The organism is Oharaeibacter diazotrophicus (genome assembly GCF_004362745.1).
Classification (GTDB): domain Bacteria; phylum Pseudomonadota; class Alphaproteobacteria; order Rhizobiales; family Pleomorphomonadaceae; genus Oharaeibacter; species Oharaeibacter diazotrophicus.
Genome location: NZ_SNXY01000007.1, coordinates 445,965 through 458,555, shown reverse-complemented (window position 1 = coordinate 458,555; position 12,591 = coordinate 445,965). Strand labels below are relative to the sequence as shown.

Here is a 12,591-nt window from a genome sequence, read left to right as displayed (position 1 = left end):
CCCGCCGGTTGATCCGGCATTGGGTGGGCGTGGTCGGCGACAGCCCTGGACCGGGACGCTTCCTCCCTCGCGGCACGCCGCGCGAAGCGATCCCGACAAGGGATGCTAGCGCGAATCGCGGGCGTGGCGAAGCGGGTTTCGCCGCCGGGCGACCATCGGCCGCCGGGGCGGGCGGATCGCGGTCAGCCGGTGCGGGCGAGTCCTTCGCGGGCGCGGTTCAACAGGACGGGCACGTCCTCGCCGCGGCAGGGCCGGCTGAAGAAGTAGCCCTGGCCCTCGTTGCAGCCGACGGCGTCGAGCAGGCCGACGGCGGCCTCGTCCTCGATGCCCTCGGCGGTGACGCGCATGCCGAGGCTGCCGCCGAGGGTGACGATCGCCCGCACGATCGCCACCGCCTCGGGGTCGGAGGCGACGTCGCGGATGAAGGACTGATCGATCTTGATCTTGTCGAAGGGAAAGCTGCGCAGGTAGCTGAGGCTGGAATAGCCGGTGCCGAAGTCGTCCATGGCGATCCGCACGCCGAGGGCGCGCAGCGCGTGCAGCGTGGCGAGCACGTTGTCGGTCCGCTCGAGCAGCAGCGCCTCGGTGATCTCGAGCTCGAGCCGCGTCGCCGGCAGACCGGTCTCGAACAGGATGCGGCGCACGGTCTGGAACAGCGTGCCCGAGCGGAACTGCAGCGGCGACAGGTTGACCGCGACGCGAACCTCCTCCGGCCACGCCAGCGCGGTGCGGCAGGCCTCGCGCAGCACGAACTCGCCGATCCGCCCGATCAGGTTGCCCTCCTCGGCGAGCGGGATGAACTCGACCGGGGGAATCGCACCGCGCTCCGGGTGCTGCCAGCGCACCAGCGCCTCGAAGCTGGTCACCGTCCGCGTCGAGAGGTCGACCAGCGGCTGGTAGTGGACCGAGAGCTGGCCGTCGTCGATCGCGGTGCGCAGTTCGAGCTCGAGCGCGCGCCGCTTGCGCAGCCGGGCGTCCATCTCGGTCTCGAAATAGCGGTAGGTGCCGCGACCCTCGGCCTTGGCGCGGTAGAGCGCCAGGTCGGCGTTGCGCAGCAGTTCCTCGGGCGTCGCGCCGTCGGCCGGCCAGATCGCGACGCCGATGCTCGCCTGCGGCCGGATCTCCTGTTCGTCCACGGTGATCGCCGGGGCGAAGGAGGCGATCAGCGCCTCGGCGGTGGCGCCGAGGTCGGCGACGTCCTCGAAGGTGGTGACGACGACGAACTCGTCGCCGCCGAGCCGGGCCGCGACGTCGCCGGGGGCGAGCGCCGCGCGGATCCGGCGCGCCACCTCCTTCAGGAGGGCGTCGCCGGCATGGTGCCCGAGCGTGTCGTTGATCGACTTGAAGTGGTCGAGGTCGACCAGGAGGATGCCGACCGAGGTGCCGGGCTCGGCGCCCTCCAGGATCTCGCCGAGACGCAGGTTGAGATAGGAGCGGTTGGCGAGGCCGGTGAGATAGTCGTGGTGGGCGAGATAGGCCGCCTCGGCCTTGGCGCGATTGCGCTCGGTGACGTCGAACAGCGCCAGGAGCACGGCGTCGTCGTCGCCGAAAACGTGCGGGCGGGCGTAGATCTGCATGTCGACGACGTCGCCGGCGGCGGTGACGCAGCGGCGCTCCTGCGCCGGATCGTCGGCGTCGCGGTCGGTGGCGAGGTCGTCCTCGCCGTCGGCCATCAGCACGAAGGGGCGCCCGATCAGGTCCTCGGCCGGGAAGCCGAACTGGTCGACGGCGGCGCCGTTGGCGGCGAGCACGGTGCGGTCGTCGGCGGCGAGCACCAGCATCGGCACCGGGTTGTCGTCGAACAGCTGGCGGTAGGCGGTCTCGCGGCGCTTGAGGTCGGTGACGTCGACGCGGATGCCGATGTAGCCGCCGTCGCTGGTCGGGCGCTCGTCGATCAGGATCCAGCGGCCGTCGGCGAGGCGCTGCTCGCTCTTGCCGGCCGGGTTGCGGATCGCGTGCAGGCGGCGGGCGATCCACTCCTCCTCGCGGCCGATCGCCTCCGGATAGTGGCCGCGCCGCACACCGACCCGCAGGGTGTCCTCGAGGCGGGCGCCGACGCGGAACAGGTCGGCGCTGCCGCTGTAGATGTCGGCGTAGCGCGGGTTCCAGTGGACGTAGCGGCCGTCGGAATCGAGCAGCACCACGCCCTGCGGCAGCGAATCCAGCACTTCGCGCAAGGCGGTGCGCCCGGTCACCCACGACCGCGCGACCGAGAGCCCACGGCGCAGCATCTCGACGGGGCGGGGACGGGGCAGGCGGCGGGATCGATTGTGCATCGCGAAGACCTCTCGCGGCGCAGAATGACGGGCGAAATTGAATCATTCCTTATTGTTCGTCAAATGGATGCGCCCTTTTGTTGTGCAGCCGCGAATTTCATCGGGAGAGCTACGGACGGGGCGGATCCCGATGCGTCCGACGTGGAAAGGGTGCCCGCACCGGCGCGCCCCGAGCTCCCGGCCTTGACAGCGCCGACGGCTGCGGCGAACCTGACAGATGTCAGACCAATTTTGCCCGCGGACGGCGCGCACCGTCGCATTCCGTGGGCATCGGAGCCCGCCGAACCGGATGTCCGAACCCGCCGCCCTCCTGGCCCCGCTGCCGTCGATGGACCGCGCCCGCGCCGTGATGAACGCGCTGGCGGACTACATCGACCGCTCCGGCCTGAAGCCCGGCGACCGCCTGCCCGCCGAGCGCGAGCTGATGGGCGCGCTGGCGGTCGGGCGCTCGACGGTGCGCGAGGTGATCCGGCAGTTGCAGGCGCTCGGCATCGTCGAATCGCGCAAGGGCAGCGGCACCTACCTGCTGAGGACCGTGTCGGCGGCGACGGTGCACATGCCGCTGTCCTTCGACGCCACGCACCTGCGCGACGTCCTCTTGCAGACGCTCGACGTCCGCCGCGGCCTCGAAGCCGAGGCGAGCGCCCTCGCCGCCCTGCGCCGCACCGACGCCGACCTCGCGGTCATCGGGGCGCGGCTCGACGAGATGGAGCGGGTCCACCAGGAGAAGGGCACCGCCGGCCGCGAGGATCTCGCCTTCCACCTCGCGATCTACGACGCCACCCACAATTCGCTGTTCCCGCAGCTGCTCGAGCAGATGCGGGAGGCCTTCGAGAGCTTCTGGGCCAAGCCGTTCGACCGGCCGGACTTCGCCCGCCGCTCCTTCCCCTTCCACCGCGAACTCTTCGACGCCATCGCCGCGCGCGACCCCGACGCGGCCCGCGAGAAGACGCTGGCCATTCTGGCCGTCGTCGAGGAGGACATCAGGGACATGTCGCAATGACCGCCGACCACGACGACCCCTTCGACGTCGCGCGCCTCGTCGTCGCCCACGACGAGGCCAACGCCTACGACGCGGTCGTCCCGCCGATCGCGCAGACCTCGCTGTTCACCTTCTCGTCCTACGCCGAGATGGAGGAGACCTACCGCGGCCTCAAGGTGCGGCCGACCTACACCCGCGGCCTCAACCCGACCGTCCGGATGTTCGAGGAGAAGCTCGCCGAACTCGAGGTCGCCGAGGACGCCCTCGGCTTCGCCTCCGGCATGGCGGCGATCTCCTCGACGGTGATGACCTTCACGAAGCCGGGCGACCGCATCGTCTGCGTCCGCCACGTCTATCCGGACGCCTACCGGCTGTTCGAGACGCTGCTGAAGCGCTGGAACGTCGCGGTCACCTACGTCGACGGCCGCGACGAGGCCGAGGTCGAGGCGGCGCTGCCGGGGGCGGCGCTGTTCTACATGGAGAGCCCGACCAGCTGGACCATGGAGGCCCACGACGTCGGCGCGCTCGCCGCCCTCGCCCGCCGCCACGGCGTCCTGACCGCGATCGACAATTCCTGGGCGACGCCGATCTTCCAGCGGCCGCTGACGCTCGGCGTCGACCTCGTGCTGCACTCGGCATCGAAGTATCTCGGCGGCCATTCCGACGTGGTCGCCGGTGTCGTCGCCGGATCGAAGGCGCTGATCGGCGAGATCCGCCGCACCGCCTATCCCTATCTCGGCGGCAAGCTGTCGCCCTTCGACGCCTGGCTGCTGATCCGCGGCCTCAGGACCCTGCCGCTGCGCATGAAGGCGCACGAGGCGTCGGCGCTGGAGATCGCGCGCCGGCTCGCCGCCCACGACGCCGTCGTCTCGGTCGCCCACCCCGGCCTCGGCAACGCCCTGCCGACCGGCCTCGAGGGCACCTCGGGTCTGTTCTCCTTCACCGTCCGCGACGACGTCGATGTGCCGACGCTCGCGGACGCCCTGTCGCTGTTCAAGCTCGGCGTCAGCTGGGGCGGCCACGAGAGTCTCGTCGTGCCGGCCGAGGTGGTGCGCAAGCAGGCGGCCGGGCCGAACTCGGCAATCGATTTCGGCGTCGACGCGCGGATGATCCGCCTGCACGTCGGCCTCGAAGGCACGGACGCGCTGTGGCGCGACCTCGACGCGGCGATCGACGCCGCGTCCAACAAATCCCGAGCCTGAACGGCCGGATCAACGAGAGAAGACGAGGGGAACCTGACCATGACGAGGACGCTGGCAGCCGCCGCGCTGATGACCATCATGATGGCGGGCACCGCGCTCGCCGACACCACGCTGAAGCTGGTGGAGGTGATCACGAGCCCCGAGCGCACCGAGACGCTGAAGGGCATCGTGAAGACCTTCGAGGAGGCCAACCCGGGCACCACGGTGGAGATCGTCTCCCTGCCCTGGGGCGAAGCCTTCGAAAAGTTCGCCACCATGTACGCCGCGGGCGAGATCCCGGACGTGATGGAGATGCCGGACACCTGGGTGTCGCTCTACGCCAACAACGGCGCGCTCGAGAGCCTCGAGCCCTACCTGAAGGACTGGGAGCACGCCGGCGACCTGTCCGCCCGCGCGCTGGAGTTCGGCCGTCAGGTCAAGGACACCGCCTACATGCTGCCCTACGGGTTCTACCTCCGGGCGATGTTCTACAACAAGAAGCTGCTCGCCGAGGCCGGCGTCGCCGAGCCGCCGAAGACCCTCGACGAGTTCGCCGAGGCGGCCAAGAAGGTCTCGGCGCTGCCGGGCAAGTCGGGCTACTGCCTGCGCGGCGGTCCCGGCGGCCTCAACGGCTGGGTGATGTTCGGCGCCTCGATGGCCGGCAGCGACGCCTTCTTCCACGAGGACGGCACCTCGACCTTCGCCGATCCGGGCTGGGTCAAGGGCATCACCTACCTGGTCGACCTCTACAAGAACGGCTACGCCCCGAAGGACTCGGTCAACTGGGGCTTCAACGAGATCGTGGCCGGCTTCTACTCCGGCACCTGCGCCTTCCTGGACCAGGACCCGGACGCGCTGATCGCGATCGCCGAGCGCATGAAGGCCGAGGACTTCGGCGTCACCACCATGCCGAAGGGCCCGGACGGCAAGACCTTCCCGACCATCGGCTACGGCGGCTGGTCGATGTTCGCCGCCTCCGAGCACAAGGACCTCGCCTGGAAGCTGATCGCGACCCTCGAGGGTCCGGCCGGCAACATCGCCTGGAACAAGCGCACCGGCGCCCTGCCGGCGCTGACCTCGGCCTCGAACGACCAGTTCTTCGCCTCTGAGCAGTTCAAGGGCTGGTTCGCCGAACTCGCCGACCCCGACGCCAAGCCGATCTCGATGCCGACCTACCTCGAGGAATTCGCCTTCTTCAAGGACAGCCTCGTCATCAAGACCAGCCAGCAGGCCCTGCTCGGCGAGATCACGCCGGAAGAGCTCGCCAAGCAGTGGGCCGACTACATGACCATCGCGCAGCAGAAGTATCTCGCGAGCAAGAAGTGAGGGACATGGGGGAGGCGCCCCGTCGCCTCCCCCGCCGTTCGTTCCTCCGCCTCCCCCGCGCCGTCGGCGCCACCCCACCCCGGCGGCCTCGCGGCCGCCGACCCTCCCCACGAAGGGGAGGGTAGGACCGTCCCGCGCCGCCGCGCCCCTGACCCTCCCCTCGTGGGAGGGTCGGCGCGAAGCGCCGGGGAGGGTGGCGCCGACGTGCCCGGCCTTGCGCAACCAGGGAATCCATGACCGCCCTCCCCGCCCGACGTCCCGTCCTGCGCCGCCTCGCGCACGCCGCCGAGCCCTGGCTCTACGCGGCGCCGGCGCTGATCCTGATCGTCGCCGTGATGCTGGTGCCGCTGGCGCTCGGCATCTCCTACGCCTTCCGCGACGTCCGCCTCCTCAACCCGTTTTCCGGCGGTTTCGTCGGGCTGCAGCACATGCGCGCGCTCGCGACCGACGCGTCCTTCGCGCAGGCGCTGAAGAACACGCTGTGGTGGACCGGCGCGTCCGTGTTCTTCCAGTTCGCCCTCGGCCTGATCCTCGCCCTCCTGCTCGACAAGCCGTTCCGCGGCCGGGCGATCGCGCAGGCGCTGTGCTTCCTGCCCTGGGCGGTGCCGAGCTTCCTGTCCGGCCTCGACTGGGCCTGGATGTTCAATCCGGTGATCGGCCCGCTGCCGCACTGGATGGCGGCGCTCGGCATCCTCGACGCCCCCGACAACATCCTGTCGAACCCGAGGCTGGCGATGTGGGGGCCGATCGTCGCCAACGTCTGGTGGGGCATCCCGTTCTTCGCGATCACCCTGCTCGCCGCCCTCCAGGCGATCCCGCGCGACCTCTACGAGGCCGCCGCGATCGACGGCGCCGGCCCGTTCGAACGCTTCCGCGCGATCACCCTGCCCTTCCTCGCGCCCACCATCGCGATCACCGTGCTGTTGCGCACCGTTTGGATCTCCAACTTCGCCGACCTGATCGTGGTGATGACCAACGGCGGCCCGGCCGACCGCACCCAGATCGTGGCGAGCTACATCTTCACCACCGCCTTCCGCCGGCTCGACTTCGGCTACGCCTCGGCGATCGCGTTGGTGCTGCTCGCCCTGCTGCTCGCCTATTCGCTGCTGATCGTGCTGCTCCGGCAGTCGCTGACGTCGAGGAGCTGACCCGCCGATGCGCCGATCTTCCGTGCTCACCGTGGCGCACCGGCTGGCGATTCTCGCCTACGTCGCCTTCGCGCTGTTCCCGCTCTACTGGCTGCTCAAGGTCTCGGTGACGCCGAACGACCTGCTCTATTCCGAGGGCGTCCGGATGTGGCCGTCGCGGACGAGCTTCGAGCACTACGGCTTCGTGCTCGCCCACAGCGACTTTCCGCTGTTCTTCCGCAACAGCGTGGTGGTCTCCGGCTCGACCGCGCTGATCGTGACCGCGATCGCCGCCCTCGCCGGCTACGCGCTGTCGCGCTTCGCCTTCCGCGGCAAGATGGCGATCGTCGCGCTGATGCTGGTCACCCAGATGTTCCCGCTGGTGATGCTGATCGCGCCGATGTTCAAGATGCTGTCGCCGCTCGGGCTCACCAACAACCTCGCCGGCCTCGTGGTCGTCTACGTCGCCTTCAACGTGCCCTTCGCCACCTTCCTGATGCAGTCCTTCTTCGACGGCATCCCGAAGGACCTCGAGGAGGCCGCGATGATCGACGGCGCCACCCGCTTCGGCGCCTTCCGCGAGATCATCCTGCCGCTGACGCTGCCGGGCGTCGCCGCCACGCTCGGCTTCGTCTTCACCGCGGCGTGGAGCGAACTCCTGTTCGCGCTGATGCTGATCTCGGGCAACCAGTCGGCGACCTTCCCGGTCGGCCTCCTGTCCTTCGTCTCGAAATTCTCCGTCGACTTCGGGCAGATGATGGCCGCGGGCGTGCTCGCCCTCGTGCCCGCCTGCCTCTTCTTCCTCCTGATCCAGCGCTATCTCGTGCAGGGCCTGACGGCCGGCGCGGTGAAGGGCTGAGGGGTATCCGACCATGGCCTCCATCGAGATCGCCGGCGTCCACAAGGCCTACGGCGCCGTCCGCGTCCTCCACGGTGTCGACCTCTCCATCCGCGACGGCGAGTTCGTCGTGCTGGTCGGCCCGTCCGGCTGCGGCAAGTCCACCCTCCTCAGGATGATCGCCGGGCTCGAGGACATCTCGGCCGGCGAGATCCGCATCGCCGACAAGCGCGTCAACGACCTCGCGCCCAAGGACCGCGACATCGCCATGGTGTTCCAGTCCTACGCGCTCTACCCGCACATGACCGTGGCCGACAACATGAGCTACGCCCTCAAGCTGCGGAAGACGCCGAAGGAGACGATCGCGGCGACGGTGGCGCGCGCCGCCGAGAAGCTGGAACTGCCGGCGCTGCTCGAGCGCCGGCCGAAGGCGCTGTCCGGCGGCCAGCGCCAGCGCGTCGCCATGGGCCGGGCGATCGTGCGCAGCCCCAAGGCCTTCCTGTTCGACGAACCGCTCTCGAACCTCGACGCCCGCCTGCGCGAACAGATGCGCGCCGAGATCAAGACGCTGCACCGCGACCTCGGGGCGACCTCGATCTACGTCACCCACGACCAGATCGAGGCGATGACGCTGGCCGACCGCATCGTCGCCATGCACGGCGGCGTGGTTCAGCAGGTCGGCAGCCCGCTCGACCTCTACGACCGCCCCGCCAACCTGTTTGTCGCCGGCTTCATCGGCTCGCCGGCGATGAACGTGCTCGACGGCGTGCGCCGCGGCGGCGGCGTCGAATTGGCGGGTGGTGCCGTGCTGCCGGCGCCGGCGGGGCTCGCGGTCGCCGAGGGCGCGGCGGTCAAGGTCGGCGTCCGGCCGGAGCACCTGCAGCTCGCGCCCGCGGGCGGGCCGGGGTTCGCCGGCACCATCGACATCGTCGAGCCCACCGGCTTCGGCACCATCGCCCACGTCCGGCTGTTCGACCGCGACGTCAAGGCGTTCACCCTCGACCGCGCGGTCGCGGTCGCCGGCCGTACCGTCGCCGTCACGATCGACCCGGCGCGTCTGCACTGGTTCTCCGCCGACGACGGCCGTCGCCTCGACTGAGCCCGAACCCGGGTCCTCACGCCGCGGCGCGGCCGGCCCGCAAGTCCGCGGCGACGTCGGCGAGGATCTCGTAGGAGCGCAGCCGGGCGCCGTGGTCGTGGATCGCGGCGGCGGCGATCACCTCGTCGACGCCGGTCTCGGCGACGAAGGCGGCGAGACCGGCCCGCACCGTCTCGCGCGAGCCGACGAAGGAGCGCGCCAGCATGCCCGACACGTGGGCCTTCTCGCCCGGGGTCCAATAGGCTTCGATGTCGGCGATCGGCGGCTGCAGCCGGCCGCGCCGGCCGCGGATCATGTTGGTGAAGGCCTGCTGCGTCGAGGTGAACAGCCGGCGCGCCTCGACGTCGGTGTCGGCGGCGATCACGTTGACGCCGGCGATGGCGTACGGCCGGTCGCTCTGCTCGGACGGCCGGAAGCCTGCGCGGTAGAGCGCCAGCGCCTCGATCAGCGCCTGCGGCGCGAAATGCGAGGCGAAGGCGTAGGGCAGCCCGAGCAGGCCGGCGAGTTCGGCGCCGAACAGCGAGGAGCCCAGGATATAGAGCGGCACCTCGGTGCCGGCGCCGGGCACGGCGCGGATCACCTGATCCTCGCCCGCCGGCGCCAGCAGCGCCTGGAGCTCGACGACGTCGCTCGGGAAGCGGTCGGCCGCCTCGGGGGTGCGGCGCAACGCGCGCAGCGTGCGCTGGTCGGTGCCGGGCGCGCGGCCGAGGCCGAGGTCGATCCGGCCGGGGTGGAGTTCCGCCAGCGTGCCGAACTGCTCGGCGATCACCAGCGGGGAGTGGTTCGGCAGCATGATCCCGCCGGCGCCGACGCGGATCGTCGAGGTGCCCGCGGCGACGTGGGCGAGCACCACCGCCGTCGCCGCGCTGGCGATGCCGACCATGTTGTGGTGCTCGGCGAGCCAGAAACGCCGGTAGCCCCAACCTTCCGCGTGGCGGGCGAGGTCGAGCGAGTTGGCGAGCGCCTCGCCGGGCGTCCGGCCCTCGGCGACGGGGGCGAGGTCGAGGATCGAGAAGGCGGTCATGGGCGTCGGTCCGGATCGGGGAGCATCGGTTCGACAATTCCGATCTTCCGAGCCGTTCCGCAAGACCGCACCCCCGGGCGATGACGCGATCGTGTAGGCGGCCGCGCCGACGCCCGAGCTCTCAACCGCCGTGCTTCTCCAGGAAGGCCTCGACCGGCAGCGCCCGGAAGTCGGGCAGTGCGCGACGCAGGCGATCGTGGTCCCAGTCCCACCACGCCAGCACCTGCAACCGCGCCGCCACCGTCTCCGGGAAGCGGCGGCGGATCGGCTTGGCCGGAACGCCGCCGACGATGGTGTAGGCCGGCACGTCGCGGCTGACCACGGCGCCCGCCGCGACGACCGCACCGTCACCGACCGTGACGCCGGGCAGGATCACCGCACCGTGGCCGATCCAGACATCGTGGCCGATGGTCACCGGGGTCGAGCGCCGCCAGTCGAAGAAGGCGGCCTCGTCGGCTTCGCCCTCGAAATAGAGCGAGGACCGGTAGGTGAAATGCGCCTGCGTCGCCCGGTGCATCGGATGGTTGCCCGGGTTGATCCGGGTGTGCGAGGCGATCGAGCAGAACCTGCCGATCGTCGTGTAGATGATCTCGGCGTCGTGGGCGACGTAGGAATAGTCGCCGAACACGGTCTCGGTGACCTGCGAGCGCTCGCCGACCTCGGTGAAGCGGCCGAGCGTCGAGGCGACGACGCGTGCGCCCTGGTGGATGGTCGGATCGACGCCGAGCATGGAAATCTCCCCTTCGCCGCGATGGAAGTGCGGGCGCGGCAGAGGGAATCAGCCGGTGATGACGGTTTCGTGTCGCGGGTTGCGAGACTTGTTCATAAATTACCCGGCTCATTATTAGCCGACCGTCACTAAATTTACGTGAAACTCCAATAACTCCGAGGCCGGCACGGAGGTTGGACGATGCTGGTACTCGACGGCGTCAGCCGCAAATTCTCGGACAAGACGGCGGTGGACCAGGTGTCCGCGGAGTTCGCGCCCGGGAGCTTCGTCGGCATCATCGGTCGTTCCGGCGCCGGCAAGTCGACGCTGCTGCGCATGATCAACCGGCTGGTCGACCCGACCGCCGGCGCGATCCGCTTCGGCGACCGCGACGTCACCCGCCTGAAGGGCGCCGAGCTCGACGCCTGGCGGGCGCGCTGCGCCATGATCTTCCAGCAGTTCAACCTGATCGGCCGCCTCGACGTCCTCACCAACGTGCTGATGGGCCGGCTCGACCACGTCTCGGCGCCGCGGGCGCTGCTCCGCCTGTGGTCGGACGAGGACCGCGCGATCGCGCTGTCCGCGCTCGAGATGTTCGGCATCGCCGACCTCGCCGCCAAGCGCGCCGACCAGCTCTCCGGCGGGCAGCAGCAGCGCGTGGCGATCGCCCGCGCCCTGGTCCAGGAGCCTCGGATCGTGCTCGCCGACGAGCCGATCGCCTCGCTCGACCCGCGCAACACCAGGATCGTGATGGACGCCCTGCTGCGGATCAATCGGCACTTCGGCATCACGGTGCTCTGCAATCTCCATTCGCTCGATCTGGCGCGCGGCTACTGCGACCGCCTGATCGGCATGTCCGCCGGCCGCGTCGTGTTCGACGGCGCGCCCGCCGCGCTCACCGACGACGTCGCCCGCGACCTCTACGGCCTCGAGGCCGGCGAGGTGATGGACGCCGCCCACGCCGCGCCCGCCGCCCACGCGGGCGGTGCGAGCCAGCCTTCCGCCGTCCCCGCCTGACGGCGGAGCCGGCCCGAAACCTCTTTGTCCCGATAGGAGATCAGCATGCTCGATCGTCGCAGCTTCGTGGTGGCCGCCGTCGCGGCCGCCACCCTCGCCGGCACCGCCTCTGCCGCCTTCGCCGAGGGCTGGAAGGACCAGTATCCCGAGCTGTCGCTGGCGGTGATCCCGGCCGAGAACGCCTCGACCACCACCGACCGCTACGGCCCGCTCGCCGACTACCTCTCCAAGGAGCTCGGCGTGAAGGTCACGCTGCGCGTCGCCAACGACTACGCCGCGGTCATCGAGGCCCAGCGCGCCGGCAACGCCCAGATCGCCATGTACGGCCCGGCCTCCTACGCCCGCGCCGTCATGACCGGCGTCGAGCTCGACCCGCTCGTCGTGCCGCGCCACTCGAACGGCATGACCGGCTACTTCTCGGTCGTCTACGTCCGCGCCGACAGCGCCTACAAGACCATCGAGGACCTGCGCGGCAAGACCCTCGCCCTGGTCGACCCGAACTCGACCTCCGGCAACAACGCCCCGCGCTTCTTCCTGGACCGCGCCGGCTACTCGGTCGACACCTTCTTCGGCAAGTCCTTCTTCGCCGGCAGCCACGACAACGCCGTCCTGGCGCTCGCCCAGGGCACGGCCGACGCCGCCGCCAACTCCTGGAACTCCGAGGACGACTCCAACCTCACCCGGATGATCACCAAGGGCGTGCTCAAGGACGCCGCCGGCAATCCGATGAAGAAGGAGGACTTCCGCATCGTCTTCAAGTCGGACTTCCTGCCCGAGGGCCCGTTCTCGGTGCTCTCCGCCCTGCCGGAGGACCTCAAGGCCCAGATCAAGCAGGCCTTCCTCGACATGCCCTCGAAGGATCCGAAGGGCTACGCCGCCCTGTCCGACGGCAAGGACAAGGAGTTCGTCGGGATCGACCGCGCCGCGTTCGACCCGATCATCGAGATGGTCAAGTTCAACGACGCCGCCCGCAAGTCCTGACGCAGGCCTTCACCGGGGCCGGGTTCCGCCG

Annotated in this window: 11 protein-coding genes; 8 read left to right on the top strand and 3 right to left on the bottom strand. The window is 70.3% G+C overall.

The features are described from left to right. Nucleotides 1–182 precede the first annotated feature (182 nt). Complete coding sequence (locus EDD54_RS10690; RefSeq protein ID WP_126541157.1) at nt 183–2,276, bottom strand: putative bifunctional diguanylate cyclase/phosphodiesterase; 2,094 nt, start codon at nt 2,274–2,276, stop codon at nt 183–185. A 289-nt stretch (nt 2,277–2,565) separates the two neighbouring features. Here EDD54_RS10690 and EDD54_RS10685 point away from each other — a divergent pair, with 289 nt between their 5' ends. The 6 genes from EDD54_RS10685 (at nt 2,566) to EDD54_RS10660 (ending at nt 8,829) form a co-directional block, all read left to right on the top strand. Further along, nucleotides 2,566–3,279: a FadR/GntR family transcriptional regulator gene (locus EDD54_RS10685; protein ID WP_126541156.1), complete on the top strand. Its 714-nt coding sequence runs from the start codon at nt 2,566–2,568 to the stop codon at nt 3,277–3,279. Continuing rightward, the gene (locus EDD54_RS10680) at nt 3,276–4,460 is read left to right on the top strand and encodes a PLP-dependent transferase (protein ID WP_126541155.1); all 1,185 of its coding nucleotides are present in this window, start codon (nt 3,276–3,278) and stop codon (nt 4,458–4,460) included. The genes EDD54_RS10685 and EDD54_RS10680 overlap by 4 nt, the downstream gene beginning before the upstream one ends. Nucleotides 4,461–4,499: 39 nt before the next feature. Then, nucleotides 4,500–5,765 (top strand): ABC transporter substrate-binding protein, encoded by a 1,266-nt coding sequence (locus EDD54_RS10675; protein WP_126541154.1) that lies wholly within the window; start codon nt 4,500–4,502, stop codon nt 5,763–5,765. Nucleotides 5,766–5,998: 233 nt separating this feature from the next. Beyond that, on the top strand, nt 5,999–6,913 hold the full coding sequence (locus EDD54_RS10670) for a carbohydrate ABC transporter permease (protein ID WP_126541153.1): 915 nt from the start codon (nt 5,999–6,001) through the stop codon (nt 6,911–6,913). Between the two features lie 7 nt (nt 6,914–6,920). Beyond that, the gene (locus EDD54_RS10665) at nt 6,921–7,751 is read left to right on the top strand and encodes a carbohydrate ABC transporter permease (protein WP_126541152.1); all 831 of its coding nucleotides are present in this window, start codon (nt 6,921–6,923) and stop codon (nt 7,749–7,751) included. 13 nt (nt 7,752–7,764) lie between these two features. Continuing rightward, complete coding sequence (locus EDD54_RS10660; protein WP_126541151.1) at nt 7,765–8,829, top strand: ABC transporter ATP-binding protein; 1,065 nt, start codon at nt 7,765–7,767, stop codon at nt 8,827–8,829. Nucleotides 8,830–8,845: 16 nt separating this feature from the next. On the opposite strand, the gene EDD54_RS10655 is transcribed toward EDD54_RS10660, so the two are convergent. Both EDD54_RS10655 and EDD54_RS10650 read right to left on the bottom strand, forming a co-directional pair. Next, nucleotides 8,846–9,853: an LLM class flavin-dependent oxidoreductase gene (locus EDD54_RS10655; protein ID WP_126541150.1), complete on the bottom strand. Its 1,008-nt coding sequence runs from the start codon at nt 9,851–9,853 to the stop codon at nt 8,846–8,848. A gap of 121 nt (nt 9,854–9,974) precedes the next feature. Continuing rightward, nucleotides 9,975–10,583 carry a DapH/DapD/GlmU-related protein gene (locus EDD54_RS10650; protein WP_126541149.1) on the bottom strand — a complete coding sequence of 203 codons (609 nt, stop codon included), beginning with the start codon at nt 10,581–10,583 and terminating at the stop codon, nt 9,975–9,977. Nucleotides 10,584–10,763: 180 nt separating this feature from the next. On the opposite strand from EDD54_RS10650, the gene phnC reads away from it, so the two are divergent. Both phnC and phnD read left to right on the top strand, forming a co-directional pair. Continuing rightward, entirely contained in the window at nt 10,764–11,579 is an 816-nt protein-coding gene (gene phnC, locus EDD54_RS10645) for a phosphonate ABC transporter ATP-binding protein (RefSeq protein ID WP_126541148.1), read from the top strand. A gap of 45 nt (nt 11,580–11,624) precedes the next feature. Next, a complete protein-coding gene (gene phnD, locus EDD54_RS10640; RefSeq protein WP_126541147.1) occupies nt 11,625–12,560 on the top strand; it encodes a phosphonate ABC transporter substrate-binding protein in 936 nt (311 codons plus the stop codon). The last annotated feature ends 31 nt before the right edge of the window (nt 12,561–12,591 follow it).

Coding starts and splice junctions, on each gene's coding strand:
- EDD54_RS10690 (WP_126541157.1), bottom strand. CDS start 2,276: ATGCACAATCGATCCCGCCGCCTGCCCCGTCCCCGCCCCGTCGAGATG.
- EDD54_RS10685 (WP_126541156.1), top strand. CDS start 2,566: ATGTCCGAACCCGCCGCCCTCCTGGCCCCGCTGCCGTCGATGGACCGC.
- EDD54_RS10680 (WP_126541155.1), top strand. CDS start 3,276: ATGACCGCCGACCACGACGACCCCTTCGACGTCGCGCGCCTCGTCGTC.
- EDD54_RS10675 (WP_126541154.1), top strand. CDS start 4,500: ATGACGAGGACGCTGGCAGCCGCCGCGCTGATGACCATCATGATGGCG.
- EDD54_RS10670 (WP_126541153.1), top strand. CDS start 5,999: ATGACCGCCCTCCCCGCCCGACGTCCCGTCCTGCGCCGCCTCGCGCAC.
- EDD54_RS10665 (WP_126541152.1), top strand. CDS start 6,921: ATGCGCCGATCTTCCGTGCTCACCGTGGCGCACCGGCTGGCGATTCTC.
- EDD54_RS10660 (WP_126541151.1), top strand. CDS start 7,765: ATGGCCTCCATCGAGATCGCCGGCGTCCACAAGGCCTACGGCGCCGTC.
- EDD54_RS10655 (WP_126541150.1), bottom strand. CDS start 9,853: ATGACCGCCTTCTCGATCCTCGACCTCGCCCCCGTCGCCGAGGGCCGG.
- EDD54_RS10650 (WP_126541149.1), bottom strand. CDS start 10,583: ATGCTCGGCGTCGATCCGACCATCCACCAGGGCGCACGCGTCGTCGCC.
- phnC (WP_126541148.1), top strand. CDS start 10,764: ATGCTGGTACTCGACGGCGTCAGCCGCAAATTCTCGGACAAGACGGCG.
- phnD (WP_126541147.1), top strand. CDS start 11,625: ATGCTCGATCGTCGCAGCTTCGTGGTGGCCGCCGTCGCGGCCGCCACC.